Below are 18,918 nucleotides of genomic sequence, written 5' to 3'. Positions count from 1 at the left end.
GAGACTAGGAATCTAGAGTCAGCACGCTGAGAAGTTAATGAAATAATTTCGGCCATAAAGTGCTCGAAATTAGATCCTGAATCACGCTCCTTCGTCGCTGTTCAGGAAGACGGTTGAATGGAATATTCTGCTCGCTGTTCAGCAAAAGGCTACCTGTGGGTAGCCTTTTTTGATCCCTTGAGCGATAGCCAGGTTCAAACTGTGTTTTTCAGGCAATAAAAAACGCCAGTTGCTTTGTTGTAACTGGCGTTTTGCTTATCTTGTGGATCGATTAGTTTACTGGCGTCAGACCCGCATCGATATTCAAGATGTCTTGCTCACTTAGAGTGCCCACTGCCTGGCGCAATTGCAGGCCACTTAGGATGTAATCGTAACGAGCATCAGATAGATTGCGGTTTGCATCATATAAACGACGAGTGGCATCAAGCACGTCAACAATGGTACGAGTACCCACATCAAAACCAGCTTCAGTCGCCTCTAGTGCTGAGCGTGCAGAAACTACAGATTGTTCGTAAGCGCGTAAAGCACCGATAGACGCGTTGATGTTGTTGTTTTGTGCACGGACTTCTTTCACTACGCTACGGTACTGAGCTTCAAGATCTTCACTTGCAGCAACGTAAGCATACTCTGCTTGTTTCGTTTGTGATGTCGTGTTACCACCCGTGTATAGAGGAACCGATAGGTTAATGCCAACGTTTAGAGCATCAAGATCGTAGTCGGTGGCACTCTGTGCTCTATCCGAGTAGTTATAACCGCCATCTAAACTCAACGTTGGTAAGTGGCCAGAACTTGCTAGTGAGATGTTGTCACGAGCGATATCCTGTGAAATACGTGATGAAAGCAAGCTCAAGTTCTGCTCTTTTGCTACTTCTATCAGTGCTTCAGCAGGGCTATCCGAACGGCTTGCAGAGAAGCGATCAGTATCAAGCACATTTAGGTTCTTGTGCTCTTGGCCTGTGATTTCACGTAATGATTCGTAGCTATTGATCAGATCGTTTTCTGCCAAAACTTCATCAGCCAGTACTGCATCGTATTCAGCTTGCGCATCATGAACGTCTGTAATTGCAGATAGGCCTACTTCAAAACGTTGTTTAGTTTGCTCAAGTTGACGGCCAACAGCAGCTTTTTCTGCGCGAACAAAGACCAGGCTGTCTTGCGCACGCAGTACTTCAAAATAAGCTTGTGAAACACGCAGGATCAAACTCTGCTGGGTTGCTGCGTAAGTTGCATCTGCCTGACGAGCTGTTTTCTCAGCAGTGTCTAACGTAATCCAAGATGCGCGGTTGTACAGTTCTTGACTGAAGTTGATGCCAGCGGTCAGGTCATTCTTGTCATAAGTTGATTTACCTGCTGAATCGTAATCAATATCACCACGAATTATTTCGTAACCCGCAGTTAAATTGATTTGTGGTAGAAGGGCACTACGGCTTGAGGTGATTGCTTCGAAAGCTTGGTCACGCTGAGCTGCTACGCTAAGCAATTGTGGGTCATTCTGCTTTGCTAAGTCGTAGATGTCAGCTAGTGAGTCTGCATAAGCCGATGCACTTATGCTACCTAGCGCTGCACTGATAAATAGTGGAAGCAATTTTTTCATTTTCTATTCCCGCGGTCAATAGATTGGTTAATTCTCAGTAGTTTAACTCAATTTGGACGATATTTACTCTAAACTTTGCATTTTTTTACACGTAATTATCCATCTGTGCAATAAAAATTTGTACAATACTTAAAATAAATTATAACTATTATACAAAAAGTTGAGCCAAGTCCTTTGAGCAAGTGATTAACAATGAGTACACTACAAGATTCACTCAGAGAGGTGTTGAATGCAACAGTGTGACAAGCGACAAGACGAGTTTACTTCACAAGATGTGGAAATCATCTCGAAAGAGACCTTATTTAAGGGCTTCTTTAAAATGGTGAAGTACCGTTTCAAACATCGGCTGTTTGCTGGTGGTTGGAGTGATGTTGTCGAGCGGGAAATGTTCGAACGTGGACACGCTGCGGCGATGTTGCCTTATGATCCAATACAGGATCAGGTTGTTATCATTGAACAGATACGAGTTGGTGCATTAGAACATGCTCACCCTTGGCAGCTTGAAATAGTTGCCGGCATGATTGATCGAGATGAGTCCGTTGAAGATGTGATCCGCCGCGAAGCTCACGAAGAGGCGGGGCTTGAGGTGGGGCGTGTTATTCCGATGACGTCTTACTATCCCTCTTCAGGCGGATGCTCAGAAAAGTTGGATATTTTTGTCGGAGAAGTCGATGCTTCTAAAGCGGAAGGCATTCATGGTTTAGACTATGAAGATGAAGATATTCGAGTTCACGTCATCAGTCGTGAAGAAGCATATCAATGGGTGATAGATGGAAAACTTGAGAATGCTGCCTCAATTATTGCAGTACAATGGTTGCAATTAAACCATTTAGAGTTGAAATCACAATGGGCAAGCCCCCATAACGGTGGAGAGTAAGTAATGGCACAGATAGCTGAAAAACAGCGATATCATGTTGATTTAGCGGGTCTAATGAGAACCTATGAGACCAATTACGCTAAATTAAATGCTTTGCTACCTGTCTCTGCCGAGGTCGGTGATGTGCGCTGCTATCAAGCTGCGCATATGGTTTACCAGCTGACCGTGAAAGAAGTCACAAAATACACCACAGTTGTTGAGATATGTCAGAGTGATGAAACACCAGTGTTTCCTTTACCGACGATGTCTGTCAGGCTTTATCACGATGCGAGGGTAGCGGAAGTGTGCTCAAGCGGAGACTTCTCTCGCATTAAAGCTAAATATGATTATCCCAACGACAAATTGATGCAACGAGATGAAAAGCATCAACTAAACACATTCCTTGGTGAATGGCTGACGTTTTGTTTAAGAAGTGGAATCAGTAGAACACCACTTGCCTTCAATTGCTCGTCGCGTCGCTAAAGGAAAATAACAAATAACAATATAGTGGACGAATCAGGTTTTCATTTTGCAATCATCTAGTGACAGCATCAAACTTTTACAAATCACGGATACTCATCTGTTTGACGCCGATGAGGGAAGTTTGCTGAGCGTAAAAACGGCCGACAGCTTTTCTGCTGTGGTTGATGAGGTTTTGCGCCGCAAAGTGGGGTTTGATTACATTTTAGCAACCGGGGATATTTCGCAAGATCACAGCGCAGGATCGTATCAACGATTCGCCGCAGGTATTGCGCCGCTCGAGAAAGATTGTTTTTGGCTGCCGGGCAATCATGACTACAAACCCAATATGGGCAGTGTGCTGCCATCAGAGCAGATCAAGGCCACAGAGCATGTATTGCTTGGTGACAAATGGCAAGTGATTCTGCTCGACTCTCAAGTCGTCGGCGTACCACATGGTCGTTTAAGCGATAAGCAGCTGACATTGCTTGAAGAAAAATTAGCCGAGTATCCTGAGCGTTATACGCTGGTACTATTGCATCACCACCCAATTCTTGTCGGTAGCGCATGGCTAGACCAACACACACTCAAAGATACAGAAACATTCTGGCAGATTATTGAGCGTTTTGATGGTGTTAAAGGGGTTCTGTGTGGGCACGTTCATCAAGATATGAATGTGCTTCATCATGGGGTTCGAGTCATGGCGACACCTTCTACGTGTGTGCAATTCAAGCCTAACTCAGATGACTTTGCACTAGATACCACTTCGCCAGGCTGGCGAGAATTAGAGCTGCACCCGACTGGCGAGATTACGACCCAGGTTAATCGATTACCAGAAGGTCAGTTCCAACCCGATTTCTCCTCGAACGGATACTAATCCTGCCCGAACATGATGTTCGGGCTTTGTTTTTATGTGAGACTCTTATGACGAAACCTTCTCTACTACTGTATATCCACGGTTTTAATAGCTCACCACTCTCAATGAAAGCGAATCTAATGAGAGAGTATTGTCAGCAGCATCGCCCGGACATCAAAGTGATCATTCCGCAATTGCCGTGTTTCCCGCAGCTGGCCGCTCAACTGTTGTTGGAAATTGTCGAGCAGTATCAAAAAGACTACCGAATCGGATTAGTAGGCAGTTCGTTAGGGGGCTTCATGTCCACTTGGTTGAACAGTCAATTTGGCTTCAAAGCGGTGGTAGTTAATCCAGCCGTCAGACCTTATGAGTTGTTAGTCGACTATTTAGGCGAACAAACAAACCCCTACACGAATGAAACTTATACACTTGAGACTTGCCATATTGACGAGTTGAAAGCTCTTGATGTACAAAGCATCGCATCGCCAGACTCATTTTGGTTACTGCAGCAAACCGGAGACGAGGTTTTAGATTATCGCCAGGCGGTAAATAAGTTCGCACAATCGAAGCAAACGGTAGAACAAGGCGGTGATCACAGTTTTGTGAGCTTTGAGCGTTATCCTGCAAAGATTATCGAATTTCTAGAACTGTAACTGATAGCAACGCTTGGAATACGCTCATAGTTTTTGCTGATATATCCAACCGTTGCTTGACATAGGCGGTTTGCTTTCCGACTATATTTTGCTGAAAGATCTTAAGGGTCATAGACTCTGGCTGCTTTGTTATGTATCGGATTTACAAACATTTAAAGATACTAACAGGGTGGCTTTTTCGTTTCCTGAGTAAGCACATTCTGATTGGTGTTGCTCAGGTAACAAATAAACGTTGAGAACAATTCCGTATTATGACTGAACAATATAATGCTGGGGCCATTGAAGTACTGAATGGCCTAGAGCCAGTACGTCGCCGACCAGGGATGTATACGGATACAGCGCGCCCGAACCACCTGGGCCAAGAAGTTATCGATAACAGTGTCGATGAAGCGCTAGCCGGACATGCCTCTAAAGTACAAGTCATCCTACATGCTGACCAATCACTGGAAGTGATCGATGATGGTCGAGGCATGCCAGTTGATATCCACCCAGAAGAGAAAGTCTCTGGTGTTGAGCTGATCTTATGTAAGCTTCACGCGGGTGGTAAATTCTCGAATAAAAACTACCAGTTCTCCGGTGGCCTTCACGGGGTAGGTATCTCAGTAGTAAACGCACTGTCTAAGCGTGTTGAAGTGACGGTCCGCCGTGATGGTCAGGTCTATGAGATTGCCTTTGAGCATGGTGATAAAGTCTCCGATCTTACCGTAACCGGTACATGTGGCCGACGTAATCGCGGTACCAGCGTACACTTCTGGCCAGAAACAAAGTACTTTGACTCGGCAAACTTCTCTGTGACGCGTTTGGTCAACAACCTGCGTGCTAAGGCAGTACTTTGCCCAGGCTTAGAAATCACTTTCACTGACAAAGTGAACAACAAAGACTACAAGTGGCACTACGAAGATGGTTTAAAAGACTATCTGGTTGAAGGGGTTAAAGGCTACACGGTTCTGCCTGAAGAACCATTTACCGGTGAATTCTCTGCAGAAACCGAAGCGGCAAATTGGGCGGTGATCTGGCAGCCAGAAGGCGGCGAGATGATCACCGAAAGTTACGTCAACCTGATCCCTACCGCTCAGGGTGGTACACACGTTAACGGTCTGCGCCAAGGTTTATTGGATGCAATGCGTGAGTTCTGTGAATTCCGTAACTTGCTTCCGCGTGGCGTCAAACTGACTGGTGATGACGTCTTCGACCGCTGTTCATACGTGCTGTCGGTGAAGATCCAAGATCCACAATTTGCTGGTCAAACCAAAGAGCGTCTCTCTTCGCGTCAAACGGCAGCGTTCGTATCAGGTGTGGTGAAAGACGCATTCAGCCTATGGTTAAATGAAAAGCCGCAACTGGCAGAGCAACTGGCTGAAGTTTGTATCGCTAACGCACACCGACGTATGCGTGCGGCCAAAAAAGTCGTACGTAAAAAAGTGGCATCAGGTCCGGCTTTGCCAGGTAAATTGACCGACTGTTCGGCACAAGACCTAAACCGTACAGAAATCTTCTTCGTGGAGGGTGACTCGGCGGGTGGCTCGGCAAAACAAGCTCGTGATCGTGAGTTCCAGGCAGTTATGCCACTTCGCGGTAAGATCCTGAATACCTGGGAAGTGTCTGCTGACCAAGTTCTGGCCTCACAAGAAGTGCACGATATTTCCGTTGCGTTGGGTATCGACCCTGACAACGACAACCTCGACGGACTTCGTTACGGTAAGATCTGTATCCTTGCCGATGCGGACTCGGATGGTCTTCATATCGCGACACTGCTGTGCGCCTTATTTACTCGTCACTTCCGCGCACTAGTGGAAGCGGGCCATATCTATGTCGCCATGCCACCGCTGTATCGAATCGACTGCGGTAAAGAAGTGTTCTACGCGCTTGATGACGATGAAAAAGATGGCGTACTAGAGCGCTTGTCGAAGAAGAAAGCCAAAATCAACGTGCAGCGATTCAAAGGTCTGGGTGAGATGAACCCATTACAGCTGCGTGAAACCACCATGGATCCGAATACGCGTCGTCTGGTTCAGTTAACCATTGACGACTCTGCGGCGACCATGGAAATGATGGACATGTTGCTTGGTAAGAAGCGTGCAGATGACCGTCGCTCTTGGTTACAAAACAACGGCGATTTGGCAGAGGTTTAACGAATGTCTACAGAAATTACTTACGATGGCGTTGAACAGTTGCCGATGCGCAAGTTCACCGAAGACGCTTATCTGAATTACTCGATGTACGTAATTATGGACCGCGCATTGCCATACATTGGCGATGGTTTGAAGCCGGTTCAACGACGTATCATCTACGCGATGTCGGAGCTAGGTCTCTCGGCATCAGCAAAATACAAGAAATCAGCACGTACTGTCGGTGACGTGCTGGGTAAATACCATCCGCACGGCGATTCGGCGTGTTACGAAGCGATGGTGTTGATGGCTCAGCCGTTTTCTTACCGTTACCCACTGGTTGACGGTCAAGGTAACTGGGGTGCGCCGGATGATCCAAAATCCTTCGCTGCGATGCGTTATACCGAAGCGAAACTGTCTAAGTTTGCTGAAGTACTGCTGGGTGAGTTAGGTCAGGGTACGGTTGAATGGCAGCCAAACTTCGATGGCACAATGAAAGAGCCGCAAATGCTGCCGGCACGTCTGCCTCATATCTTACTTAACGGCGTAACGGGTATCGCGGTTGGTATGGCGACTGATATTCCTCCGCATAATGTACGTGAGGTAGCTGATGCAACAATCCATCTGATTGATAACCCTAAAGCGGAACTGCCGGACGTAATGCAGTACGTGAAAGGCCCGGATTATCCAACGGAAGCTGAGATCATTTCCCCGCAAGCGGAAATTGAAAAGATCTACCGTAACGGACGCGGCAGCATCAAGATGCGTGCAGTCTGGCATAAAGAAGGGTCGGATATCGTCATCTCGTCGATTCCGCACCAAGTGTCAGGCTCTAAGTTACTTGAGCAGATTGCAAACCAAATGCGCGCGAAGAAGTTGCCAATGGTTGAGGATCTTCGCGACGAATCGGATCACGAGAACCCAACTCGTATCGTTATCGTTCCTCGCTCTAACCGAGTCGATTGCGATACCTTGATGAACCACCTGTTTGCCTCGACGGATCTTGAACGCAGCTACCGCGTTAACCTGAACATGATTGGTCTGGATAATCGCCCTCAGGTTAAAGGTCTGGTGCAGATTCTATCGGAGTGGATTGAGTTCCGCCGCACGACGGTTCGCCGTCGTTTGCAACATCGCTTAGACAAAGTGATGGCTCGATTACACATCTTAGAAGGTTTGTTAGTTGCTTACCTGAATCTGGACGAAGTGATTGAGATCATCCGTACTGAAGACGATCCAAAAGCGGTGCTGATGGAACGTTTTGCTATTACTGATATCCAAGCCGACGCGATTCTGGATACCAAACTTCGTCATCTTGCCAAACTGGAAGAGATGAAGATCCGTGGTGAGCAAGAAGAGCTGGAAAAAGAACGTGAGAAGTTAGAGCAGCTATTAGGTTCTGAACGTCGTCTGAATACACTGCTGAAGAAAGAGATCAAAGCAGATGCAGAGAAATACGGCGATGACCGTCGTTCTCCTCTGGTAGAGCGTGCCGAAGCGAAAGCGTTGACTGAGCGTGATCTGGTACCAAGCGAACCGATTACCGTTGTTCTGTCTGAAAAAGGCTGGATTCGTCACGCGAAAGGCCACGAAGTTGAAGCCGAAGGTCTGAACTACAAGTCTGGTGATAAATACCTGGCACATGCCCGAGGTAAGAGTAACCAACCGGCGGTGTTCCTTGGCAGTGATGGGCGAAGCTACTCGCTTGAATCGCACTCTTTGCCTTCCGCGCGTAGTCAGGGTGAGCCAATTACTGGTCGCCTGAACATCACCGCAGGCAGCAGCATTCGCCAGGTGATTATGGGCGAAGAAGAGCAGCTATGGTTAGTGGGCTCTGATGCGGGTTACGGCTTTGTATGTAAAGGGGCCGATCTGTTGTCGAAGAACCGCAGTGGTAAAGCGTTAGTGACCTTACCAGCGAATGCTGAAGTGATGACGCCAAAAGAGGTTGAAGATTTAGACTCTGATGAAATTCTGGCGATCACCAACCAGGGACGTATGTTGTTGTTCCCGATTAAAGACCTGCCGCAATTAGCAAAAGGTAAAGGGAATAAGATCATCAACATTCCTGCGGCGAAAGCGAAAGAGCGTGAAGAAGTGTTGTCACATCTGATGGCTCTGCCGCAGGGAGCCTCTCTGACGCTTTACGCGGGTAAGCGCAAGCTGGGCTTAAAGCCTACAGACTTAGATAATTTCCGTGGTGAGCGTGGTCGTCGAGGCAGTCTGCTACCAAGAGGCTTACAGCGAGTGACGAGAATTGAAGTTGAACTCGGTGAGAGCAGCACTGAAGAATCGAGCGCAAGCGAATAAAACTAGATAAAAACAACAATCCCAGCCAGTGGCTGGGATTTTTTATGCTTCTTGTTTGTCTTCAGCAATGGTGACTTTTAACGTTATCTCTTTGCCTTTACGAATAATGCCCACGTCTACCGTTGTACCAGGGCGTAAATCAGTGACAATATCCATTACGCTTTGACGACCCTGAACTTTATTACCATCAATACTGATAATAATATCTTGCTTCTCGAAACCAGCATCACTGGCTGGGCCATTAGGATCGATGCCGAGCACAACAATGCCTCCAATGTGCTGATTACCCAGTAATCGAGCGGTGACTGCATTAATATCCTGGCCATCAATGCCGATATAGCCACGTATCACACGGCCGTCAGCAATGATCTTTTGCATAATTTTACTGGCAAGTGGTGCTGGTATGGCGAAGGAAATGCCATAGGTTTCTAAATCGGTTGCTTGCTGGAACGAAGCCGTGTTGATTCCGACTAGCTCACCTTGGGTATTCACCAGCGCACCACCGGAGTTACCTTCGTTGATGGCTGCGTCAGTTTGAATAAAGGCTTGTCGTCCGTCGCTGATAGACGAGCGTCCAGTAGCGGAGATAATGCCAAAGGTCGTGGTTTGTCCTAAGTTATATGGGTTACCAATGGCCAGTACCACATCGCCAACTTGAGGTTTGTATTCTGAATTGAGGGGAATTACGGGCAGATTCGTACCTTCAACACGCAGCACGGCGATATCGGTGCGTTTGTCAGTACCGACAAGTTGCGCTGCGGCCGCTCTGCCATCTTGCAACGCAACGACGATTTGGTCTGCCTGTGCGACAACATGGTAATTGGTAATGATGTAGCCTTTCTCACTGACAATCACACCAGAGCCAAGTCCTTGGGTAGACAGTTTGCTGCGATCATTTTCCACATACTTGCGACTGTAAATATTTACCACGGCTGGAGCGGCTTTTCTTACTGCCTGGTTGAAAGAGATCTCAAGAGAGGCCATGTTGCTTGGTTGAGGATCAAGTGCTGCCGGAATTACGCTATTACGTAAAGATGGAACTGCAAGTAGGACAACGGCGGCGGTTGCTAAGCCTAAAAAGACAGAACGTAATAAAAAGCTAAGCATATCCTCTCCATGTATGAACGCCAAACTGGCATCGGAAGGTGAAGAATAGCATTACATTGAAAAATAACAAAAGGACAGCACGTGATTGTGCTGCCCTTTTAATTGTCCGATGAAAAGTTCATCAAAGTATTAGAGCTCTGTCACCGAATGTTGTGTATCCAACGCGCTTCTATCGACTCATGTTTGAACGGATATTGCTATCGGATTACCAGGTAAATGGTACGATCACCGCGTTGAATATTAAGTGCGAGTACGCCTTCATGCTTCTCTACAATGGCACGAAGCTCAGCTAGATTTTTCACGCGCTGACGGTTCACACCGATAATGATATCACCTTCTTGCAACTGGTATTGTGCTGCTGGTGAGTTTTCAACAACGCTGGTTACTTTCACACCTTGAACGGAATCACTCTGGTTGGTGTTACTTAACTCAGCACCTTTAAGGCCATCGTGCAGTGTTTCCGCTTTCGCTTTGATGTTGGTTGACTCGCCAAGCGTAACGTCGAAAGTTTTGTCTTTACCATCACGCACAACACCCAGGCTTATCTTCTTGCCTGCGCCCAGTGTTGCCACTTTTGCGCGCAATTCAGAGAAGGTATTAATAGACTTGCCATTCACGGATACGATGATGTCACCAGCTTTCAATCCAGCTTTATCAGCTGCGCTGTCTGGAACAACCTGACCAATAAATGCCCCTTTGCTAGACTCGTAGCCGAGTGCTTCCGCTAACTCAGAGGTTACTTCGCCACCTTGAACTCCCAACATGCCGCGTTTGACTTCACCAAATTCTAAGATTTGCTCGGTCAGGTTTTTCATCATGTTAGAAGGAATCGCAAAGCCAATCCCGACGTTGCCGCCATTTGGACCCAAAATTGCGGTGTTGATACCGATCAGTTCACCATTTAAGTTGACCAATGCACCACCTGAGTTACCGCTGTTAATCGCTGCATCGGTTTGAATGAAGTTCTCGAAGTTTTCAAGGTTTAAACCGCTGCGGCCGAGGGCGGAAACAATACCTGAAGTGACGGTTTGACCGAGACCGAATGGGTTACCAATCGCAACGGTAAAGTCACCGACGCGCAGTTTATCGGAATCAGCGATGTTGATTTGGGTTAAGTTTTTCGCTTTTTCTAATTTGAGTAACGCTACATCGGCCATCTCATCGCCACCAACGAGCTCTGCATCATACTCCCGACCGTCATACAAGCGTACTTGAATCTTATCTGCCCCTTTTATTACGTGATAATTGGTTACGATATGACCTTTTTTCGCATCAATGATGACACCGGACCCTAATCCGCGGAATGGACGCTCTCGCGTTTGCTCCGTAGGGAAGTCAGGGCCAAAGAAAAACTGAAACTGTTCAGGAATGCGGCTGGTTTGCACTTGTTTGCCTTCTACCGCAATGCTAACTACTGCTGGGGTCACTTTGTCCAGCATGGGGGCGAGGCTAGGTAATTGCTGACCATCCATGCTGAGCGGCAAGGCTGCCGTCGCCTGAATTGGCGTGATGATAGAACTCAAACTTAGAGAAAGAACGGTCAGTGCAAGCAGTGGTTTTTTCATCCAATAACTCCTCTTGAAACATGTCTGCCAAAAAGAAATATCCTAACTATTAGTAACTATTTATATAGGGATTAGTTGGGATAATCAAAAGGGGTAGCAGTACACAAGTAAGTTAGAGATGACGGTTTAAGAAAAGTTCAAAAACGGTCGATACAAAAATGCGTTTTGTATCGACCTGGTAGGGGAGGTAAGAGATGTTATGATGCCTTGGCTGTGACCGCTTCAGGTGCTGTAATCACTTCTTTCTCTTGATCCTTTAGCAGACCAGTTGCGCCATTGGCATAGTCTTTAGGCTGTTCGTTGACATTTGGCTGATCTTCTTTGATCTGCTCTGAAGCCATCGCCGTCTTCTTATCAAACGGGTTGTCTTGTTCAGGTAAATTAGGCAGAAGCTCAGAAGAGGTCTTCGCTAAATGCTGATACAGTTTGGTGTAATCTTTACCTAAGGTATCCAGCATTTCTGCGGTTTGGGCAAAGTGGTCAACGAGCTCTTGGCGTTGTTGTTCTAGTTCAAACTTCGCCGACTCAAGTTCTTTCTGTACAGACTTCTGTTTTTTGTATTCAGGGGTGGTTAGTCTGCTAATGACTACGCCTACTATTGTACCGACCAGCAAACCCACAATTGCATGAATCCAAGGCATAACTGCTCCTTATATTTGTTTTAACAAGTCTTTTACTGCTTAGTTACACACGGTGCTCGTCCATGTTACTATGGCTTGAACAGCCGATAAAGAAAAATAGCAGTATGTCTTCGGGGACTGATCGTTAATTCTCTCTAATCAGACATTGCCCCCGAGGTGACACTTTCCTTGTACCTCTAAAACGACTTAATGCGATGACACCACTAGAACGATATCAAAAAGATATAGCAGAACATGGGTTCCAGCGTGATGAAGCACAACATCAAGCGGTCACTGCTTTAGATAAGCTCTACCATGCTATTGTTGAATTTCAGTCTGCACCAATGCCTCAATTGTCTAAATGGCAAAAGCTCATGGGTAAAAAGGTTGAAATGCCTGAGTCACCTAAAGGTTTGTACTTTTGGGGAGGCGTCGGTCGCGGTAAAACCTATTTAATGGATGCTTTTTTTGATGGGTTGCCAACAGACAGAAAGATGCGGGTGCACTTCCACCGGTTTATGTACCGAGTGCACGATGAATTAAAGCAACTTGGTGATGTTGAAAACCCTTTATCGAAAGTGGCTGACACGTTCAAAAACGAAGCTGACGTAGTTTGCTTTGATGAGTTTTTTGTCTCTGATATTACCGATGCAATGATTCTGGCGACGTTACTGCAAGAGATGTTTAAGCGTCAGATGATTTTGGTCGCGACTTCGAATATTGAGCCACAAAACCTCTATCGTAATGGGCTACAGAGAGCGCGGTTTTTACCCGCGATTGATATGATTCTGGCTCGCTGTGATGTATTGAATGTTGATAGCGGGGTGGATTACCGCTTACGAACTCTGGAGCAGGCTGAGATCTATCATCATCCGCTTGACGAGCAGGCGACAATCAACCTGAACCGGTATTACCAGCAACTGACGGGCGAGCGGCAACATGTGGCGCATCAGATAGAAATTAACCACCGCAATATCGATGTGATTGAAGCCAGCGATGGTGTGTTGCATGCTTCATTTGCCCAGCTATGCCAAACCACCCGCAGCCAGAATGATTACATTGAGCTATCGCGCATATATCACACGGTATTGCTGGCTGATGTTGAGCAGATGAGTGGAAAAATAGACGACGCTGCACGACGTTTTATTGCTCTGGTTGATGAATTCTACGAGCGCAATGTAAAGCTTATTATTTCTGCGCAAGTGCCGATGGACAGCTTATACACCCAGGGCCAGCTAGAATTTGAATTCAAGCGCTGCCTATCTCGTCTGACTGAGATGCAGAGTCATGAGTATCTTGCAAGAGAGCATTTAGCCTAAATCTGCTGGTTTCAAAAAAAACTGAAGAAAAAATTAGTGATTTGGCGCAAAAAAAGGTGATTTTTTCTTCGGTCTTCTCTATAATCCTGCGACCCACCGTTACTGCAGACCTGATTATCGAAGTTATTTCGACAATGAAGGTCGAGAGTACCAACGACTCGAAGGGGTGATGACTGGGCTCTTAGACAGTGTGGGAGCACCAAAGGGTGTTCCTTTAAAGTTTAAAATTTAATTAACGGGTTATTATTAGCATGAAAACTTTCGTTGCTAAACCAGAAACTGTAAAACGCGACTGGTACGTTGTAGACGCTGAAGGTAAAACTCTTGGCCGTCTAGCAAGTGAAATTGCATCTCGCCTACGTGGCAAACACAAAGCTGAATACACTCCTCACGTTGATACAGGTGATTACATCATCGTTGTTAACGCTGAGAAAGTTGCTGTAACTGGTAACAAAGCTAAGAACAAAGTGTACTACCGTCACTCTGAATTCCCAGGTGGTCTAAAATCTATCACTTTTGAAAAGTTGATCGATCGTAAACCTGAGATGGCTCTTGAGCTTGCAGTTAAAGGCATGCTTCCTCGTGGTCCTCTAGGCCGTGCTATGTACCGTAAGCTTAAAGTTTACGCGGGCGCTGAGCACAACCATGTTGCTCAACAACCACAAGTACTAGACATCTAATTGGGGATTTCGAAAATGGCAGAGAATCAATACTACGGCACTGGCCGTCGCAAAAGCTCAGCTGCACGTGTTTTCATCAAACCAGGCAGCGGCAACATTGTAGTAAACAAGCGTAACCTTGACGAATACTTCGGTCGTCCAACAGCACGTATGGTTGTACAACAACCTCTAGAGCTAGTTGAACTAACTGAGAAGCTAGACCTTTACGTAACAGTAAAAGGCGGCGGTATTTCTGGTCAAGCTGGTGCTATCCGTCACGGTATCACTCGCGCGCTTATGGAATACGATGAGTCTCTACGTCCTGCTCTACGCGCAGCTGGCTACGTTACTCGTGACGCACGTTGCGTTGAACGTAAGAAAGTTGGTCTACGTAAAGCACGTCGTCGTCCACAGTTCTCTAAGCGTTAATTTCCTCTTATTGGGAATTATGCTTTCCAGAGTTATTCTGGATACTGTGCACCAAAAGCTCGGCTATATGCCGAGCTTTTTGTTTTTATTTTACTGGAAAAATACGACGCTCATTCGATATTAATCTCTGCGCTGTTCCTTAATATCCATGCAACATTTCTTTGAACCTTTATTAAGTTTTGTCTTAATTTTATGTGCTACAAAGTTTTAATAAATTTTGTCAGTAGGCTAGCTATGTTTTTTCTTTTTCAGCAGACTTAATCTACTGAAAACAACCGATATAAAAGGGACAAACCTCGCTATTCCCTGCCTCTTCGTTTTGCTTTCTTGTTACAAATCACATCAAACATTTATTATTTTACTGCTTTTGTGACGACACGGGCGATTTGCCTCACAAATGTTACAAAAAGGTAGCTTTATCTTGTCAAAAAGTAGGGTTTTCTTTATCATTTCATCCCAATAAATATAACGAAATTCATTATGTGTTAGCCATGCTCTTATAAGCGGAATAATAACTATCCAAGGGAGCAAATGGGAGAATGTTTGGATGAGCAACGCGCCTTTAAATAACGGTCGCAGGCGTTTTCTAACCGCTACAACGGCAGTTGTAGGTGGGTTAGGGGCAGTCGCCGTCGCCGTGCCTTTTATCAAATCATGGAATCCGAGTGCTAAAGCCAAAGCGGCGGGTGCACCGGTGGAAGTGGATATCAGTAAAATCGAACCGGGCCAATTGGTTCGTGTTGAGTGGCAGGGTAAACCTGTATGGATCGTACGCCGTACTCAACAAGTGCTCGATAACATGAAAACTATCGACGATCAGCTTCGTGATCCACAATCTGAAATGGAGCAGCAACCGGCTTATGCTCAGAACGAGTACCGTTCAATTAAGCCAGAGTACTTCGTCGCGGTTGGTTTCTGTACGCACTTAGGCTGTTCACCTACCTATCTACCGGACTCTTTCGCAGAGCAAGTTCAGGGTGTTAAATCTGGCTTCTTCTGTCCTTGTCACGGTTCTAAGTTTGATATGGCTGGTCGAGTGTTCCAGGGTGTTCCTGCGCCGTTGAACCTTGTGATTCCTAAGCACATGTATCTGAGTGACACAAGGCTTATAGTTGGTGTTGATGAGGGGGATGCATAATGCAAGCAATGTTAGACTGGGTAGAAAAACGTATTCCAGCCATGAATGCTTATAAAAAGCATTTATCTGAATACCCTATGCCGAAGAACTTCAACTTTTGGTACCTTTTCGGTTCTCTGGCAATGTTGGTTCTTGTTAACCAAATCCTGACGGGTATTTGGCTAACCATGAACTATGTCCCTTCTGGCGAAGGTGCGTTCGCGTCTGTCGAATACATCATGCGTGATGTTGAGTACGGTTGGTTGCTACGTTATATGCATTCTACTGGCGCTTCAGCATTCTTCGTGGTTGTTTACCTACATATGTTCCGTGGTCTGATCTACGGTTCTTACCAAAAGCCTCGTGAGCTACTGTGGATCTTCGGTATGTTGATCTTCTTGGTTCTTATGGCTGAAGCCTTCATGGGTTACCTACTACCATGGGGCCAGATGTCATACTGGGGTGCGCAGGTAATCATTTCTCTGTTTGGTGCGATTCCTGTTATCGGCGATGACTTAACGCTTTGGATCCGTGGTGACTACATCATCTCAGGTGCAACGTTGAACCGTTTCTTTGCACTTCACGTTATTGCGCTTCCAATCGTACTGCTTCTGCTTATCGTGCTTCACGTATTGGCGCTGCACGAGGTAGGCTCAAACAACCCAGATGGTATCGAGACTAAGCTACCAAAAGGTAAAATGGGCGACGATTACCAAACGCAATTCAAGTTCCACGATTACTACACGAAGAAATATGACATCATTGATTCTATTCCGTTCCACCCTTACGGTACGGTAAAAGATTTGGTTGGTGTTGCTGGTTTCTTGTTCTTCTTCTGTTACGTGTTGTTCTTCAACCCAGAAATGGGTGGGTACTTCCTTGAGCCGCCTAACTTTGAAGCTGCAAACCCACTGAAGACGCCTGAGCACATTGCTCCTGTATGGTACTTCACTCCGTTCTACGCAATCTTGCGTGCGGTTCCAGACAAACTGTTAGGCGTAATCCTAATGGGCGCTTCGATTGCTGTACTGTTTGTTCTACCTTGGCTGGATCGCTGTAAAGTGCGCTCGTACCGTTACCGTAGCAAAATTCACCTATTGAATATTGTTCAGTTTACGATTGCCTTTATCGCTCTGGGTATTTTGGGTGCGCTGCCGGCAACGCCAACGTACACACTACTATCTCAGATCTTTAGCTTGTGTTACTTCATGTTCTTTGTAGTGCTGTTCTTCTACAGTAAAAATGAAGCGACCAAACCATTACCAGAGAGGGTAACATTCAAATGAAGAAGTGGATTGTAATTCTATTTGCTATGTTGCCATCCCTAGCGATGGCAGCCGGTGCCAGCGTACCGCTTGATAAAGCACACGTGGACCTGACGGATAAAGCTTCGCTGCAAAACGGCGCGAAGCTATTCATGAACTACTGTTTTGGCTGTCACTCTACGCAATACCAGCGCTATGAGCGTGTCGCGACAGATTTAGAAATTCCAACGGACTTAATGAAAGAGAACTTGATTTTCAACCCAGAGGCGAAAATCGGTGATCTGATGGTTAACTCTATGCCACCTAAGCAAGCGGCAAACTGGTTCGGTGCTCCACCACCAGATTTGACGCTGGTTGCTCGAGTTCGTGGCGCGGACTGGCTATACACTTACCTGCGTTCTTTCTATGTGGACCCATCTCGTCCATTTGGTGTAAATAACATTGTATTCCCAAGTGTGGGTATGCCACATGTACTTGAAGAGCTACAAGGTATCCCAACTCCAGTCTACGAGACTCACGTTTCTGATGGTGAAGAAGTACAGGTAGTCGTTGGTACTGAAACCAATGGTACTGGTGAGTTAAGTACCGGTGAATACGATAAAGCTGTGGGTGATCTGGTTAACTTCTTGGTTTACTCTGGTGACCCTGTGCAGCTAGAACGCCATGCGATTGGTTGGTGGGTGATGGGCTTCTTAGTCATCCTGACTATCATCGTTGTGTTGCTTAAGAAAGAGTATTGGCGTGATGTGCATTAATTGTGCTAAAATACCGTGCTAATTCCCAATTTTTAATTGACTGTACAATGGAGGCTTAGCCTCCATTGTTTTTATTTGTAAGTGTACTGGAGGGCTCCATGGCTGTAGCTGCCAATAAACGTTCTGTGATGACTCTTTTCTCAAGTGCATCAGATTTGTATAGCCATCAGGTTCGCATTGTACTGGCTGAAAAAGGTGTAAGTGTTGAAGTTGAGCTTGTTGATGAAGCTAACCTTCCTGCTGAACTTATCGAGCTAAACCCATATAAATCAGTGCCAACTCTTGTGGATCGTGAGCTTGCGCTATACGATTCAAAAATTATCATGGAGTACTTGGACGAGCGTTTTCCTCATCCACCTCTAATGCCGGTTTACCCTGTTGCCCGTGGTAACAGTCGTTTGATGATGTACCGTATCGAACGTAATTGGTACTCACTAGCTGAAAAAGTAATGAAAGGTAACGCGGAAGAATCAGAAAAAGCACGTACGAAACTGCGTAACGATCTTCTGACTCTAGCGCCAATCTTTGCTGAATATGAATACTTCATGAGTGAAGAATTCAGCCTGATCGATTGCTACTTAGCTCCACTGTTGTGGCGTTTACCTCAACTTGGTATCGAGCTTGTTGGTCCTGGCTCTAAAGAGATCAAGGTTTACATGAACCGCGTATTTGAACGTGATTCATTCCTGGCTTCTTTGACGGAAGCAGAACGTGAAATGCGTCTGGTTCGTTAAGCGATTAAAGACGTTATGGATATTGCAAAAATGACTGCTCGCCGTCCTTACATGCTTCGTGCGTTTTATGACTGGCTGGTAGACAATGATTTAACTCCTCATTTGGTTGTTGATGCAACCATGCCAGGTGTACGTGTACCTGTTGAGTTTATTCAAGATGGCCAGATTATCCTGAATATTGCCCCTCGTGCCGTTGGTAATCTTGAGTTGGGTAATGATGCGATTACCTTCCATGCTCGTTTTAGCGGTCGTCCGCACTCGGTAATTGTGCCTGTTTATGCGGTTCAAGCTATTTATGCACGTGAAAATGGTGCAGGTACGATGTTTGAACCTGAAGAGGCTTATACACATATCGAAGAGGAGACGATGGAAGAAGAGCAGTCGCCATCGTTTACGACGGTAAGTGATGAAGCTCCTCAAGCAGAGGACTCGGAATCGGGTGACAACGAAAGTGAAGCACCTCGTCCGAAAGGCAAACCAAGCTTAAGAGTGATTAAATAAAAAAAGCAGCG

Annotated in this window: 18 protein-coding genes; 14 read left to right on the top strand and 4 right to left on the bottom strand. The window is 46.0% G+C overall.

Annotated elements, in window-relative coordinates; all coding sequences use genetic code 11:
• Nucleotides 1–271: 271 nt before the first annotated feature.
• Entirely contained in the window at nucleotides 272–1,594 is a 1,323-nt protein-coding gene (gene tolC / locus OO774_RS13655; RefSeq protein WP_264903174.1) for an outer membrane channel protein TolC, read from the bottom strand.
• A 229-nt stretch (nucleotides 1,595–1,823) separates the two neighbouring features.
• Here tolC and nudF point away from each other — a divergent pair, with 229 nt between their 5' ends.
• The 6 genes from nudF (at nucleotide 1,824) to parC (ending at nucleotide 8,836) form a co-directional block, all read left to right on the top strand.
• Nucleotides 1,824–2,471, top strand: a complete 648-nt coding sequence (gene nudF, locus OO774_RS13650) for an ADP-ribose diphosphatase (RefSeq protein ID WP_264903173.1) — start codon at nucleotides 1,824–1,826, stop codon at nucleotides 2,469–2,471.
• Nucleotides 2,472–2,474: 3 nt separating this feature from the next.
• Entirely contained in the window at nucleotides 2,475–2,933 is a 459-nt protein-coding gene (locus OO774_RS13645) for a DUF1249 family protein (RefSeq protein WP_264903172.1), read from the top strand.
• Nucleotides 2,934–2,979: 46 nt separating this feature from the next.
• Nucleotides 2,980–3,786: a 3',5'-cyclic-AMP phosphodiesterase gene (gene cpdA / locus OO774_RS13640; RefSeq protein WP_264903171.1), complete on the top strand. Its 807-nt coding sequence runs from the start codon at nucleotides 2,980–2,982 to the stop codon at nucleotides 3,784–3,786.
• A 47-nt stretch (nucleotides 3,787–3,833) separates the two neighbouring features.
• Nucleotides 3,834–4,418: an esterase YqiA gene (yqiA, locus tag OO774_RS13635; protein ID WP_264903170.1), complete on the top strand. Its 585-nt coding sequence runs from the start codon at nucleotides 3,834–3,836 to the stop codon at nucleotides 4,416–4,418.
• Nucleotides 4,419–4,669: 251 nt separating this feature from the next.
• Complete coding sequence (gene parE / locus OO774_RS13630) at nucleotides 4,670–6,550, top strand: DNA topoisomerase IV subunit B (protein WP_264903169.1); 1,881 nt, start codon at nucleotides 4,670–4,672, stop codon at nucleotides 6,548–6,550.
• Between the two features lie 3 nt (nucleotides 6,551–6,553).
• Nucleotides 6,554–8,836 (top strand): DNA topoisomerase IV subunit A, encoded by a 2,283-nt coding sequence (parC, locus tag OO774_RS13625; RefSeq protein ID WP_264903168.1) that lies wholly within the window; start codon nucleotides 6,554–6,556, stop codon nucleotides 8,834–8,836.
• A gap of 42 nt (nucleotides 8,837–8,878) precedes the next feature.
• Here parC and degS read toward each other — a convergent pair whose 3' ends face one another.
• From degS to zapG, 3 genes are all read right to left on the bottom strand, one after another.
• Nucleotides 8,879–9,943, bottom strand: a complete 1,065-nt coding sequence (gene degS, locus OO774_RS13620; RefSeq protein ID WP_264903167.1) for an outer membrane-stress sensor serine endopeptidase DegS — start codon at nucleotides 9,941–9,943, stop codon at nucleotides 8,879–8,881.
• A gap of 197 nt (nucleotides 9,944–10,140) precedes the next feature.
• Nucleotides 10,141–11,508, bottom strand: coding sequence for a DegQ family serine endoprotease (locus OO774_RS13615; protein WP_264903166.1), 1,368 nt, complete (start codon nucleotides 11,506–11,508; stop codon nucleotides 10,141–10,143).
• Nucleotides 11,509–11,705: 197 nt separating this feature from the next.
• On the bottom strand, nucleotides 11,706–12,149 hold the full coding sequence (zapG, locus tag OO774_RS13610; RefSeq protein WP_014230780.1) for a Z-ring associated protein ZapG: 444 nt from the start codon (nucleotides 12,147–12,149) through the stop codon (nucleotides 11,706–11,708).
• 194 nt (nucleotides 12,150–12,343) lie between these two features.
• Between zapG and zapE the strand changes: the two genes are divergently transcribed.
• The 8 genes from zapE to sspB all read left to right on the top strand — a co-directional run bounded on the left by zapE (nucleotide 12,344) and on the right by sspB (nucleotide 18,907).
• On the top strand, nucleotides 12,344–13,447 hold the full coding sequence (zapE, locus tag OO774_RS13605; RefSeq protein WP_264903165.1) for a cell division protein ZapE: 1,104 nt from the start codon (nucleotides 12,344–12,346) through the stop codon (nucleotides 13,445–13,447).
• 251 nt (nucleotides 13,448–13,698) lie between these two features.
• The gene (gene rplM, locus OO774_RS13600) at nucleotides 13,699–14,127 is read left to right on the top strand and encodes a 50S ribosomal protein L13 (protein WP_264903164.1); all 429 of its coding nucleotides are present in this window, start codon (nucleotides 13,699–13,701) and stop codon (nucleotides 14,125–14,127) included.
• Between the two features lie 15 nt (nucleotides 14,128–14,142).
• Entirely contained in the window at nucleotides 14,143–14,535 is a 393-nt protein-coding gene (rpsI, locus tag OO774_RS13595) for a 30S ribosomal protein S9 (RefSeq protein ID WP_005372876.1), read from the top strand.
• A gap of 547 nt (nucleotides 14,536–15,082) precedes the next feature.
• Nucleotides 15,083–15,673 carry a ubiquinol-cytochrome c reductase iron-sulfur subunit gene (petA, locus tag OO774_RS13590; protein ID WP_264903163.1) on the top strand — a complete coding sequence of 197 codons (591 nt, stop codon included), beginning with the start codon at nucleotides 15,083–15,085 and terminating at the stop codon, nucleotides 15,671–15,673.
• The gene (locus OO774_RS13585) at nucleotides 15,673–16,938 is read left to right on the top strand and encodes a cytochrome bc complex cytochrome b subunit (protein ID WP_264903162.1); all 1,266 of its coding nucleotides are present in this window, start codon (nucleotides 15,673–15,675) and stop codon (nucleotides 16,936–16,938) included. The genes petA and OO774_RS13585 overlap by 1 nt, the downstream gene beginning before the upstream one ends.
• Entirely contained in the window at nucleotides 16,935–17,672 is a 738-nt protein-coding gene (locus OO774_RS13580) for a cytochrome c1 (RefSeq protein WP_264903161.1), read from the top strand. Before OO774_RS13585 ends, OO774_RS13580 begins: the two co-directional genes overlap by 4 nt.
• A gap of 98 nt (nucleotides 17,673–17,770) precedes the next feature.
• Nucleotides 17,771–18,406, top strand: coding sequence for a stringent starvation protein SspA (gene sspA / locus OO774_RS13575; RefSeq protein WP_014230786.1), 636 nt, complete (start codon nucleotides 17,771–17,773; stop codon nucleotides 18,404–18,406).
• Nucleotides 18,407–18,421: 15 nt separating this feature from the next.
• A complete protein-coding gene (gene sspB, locus OO774_RS13570) occupies nucleotides 18,422–18,907 on the top strand; it encodes a ClpXP protease specificity-enhancing factor (protein ID WP_264903160.1) in 486 nt (161 codons plus the stop codon).
• The last annotated feature ends 11 nt before the right edge of the window (nucleotides 18,908–18,918 follow it).

It is taken from the genome of Vibrio sp. STUT-A11 (genome assembly GCF_026000435.1).
GTDB lineage: Bacteria > Pseudomonadota > Gammaproteobacteria > Enterobacterales > Vibrionaceae > Vibrio.
Note: the sequence above shows the minus strand (reverse complement) of the source record. Positions and strands in the feature narration are given on the sequence as shown.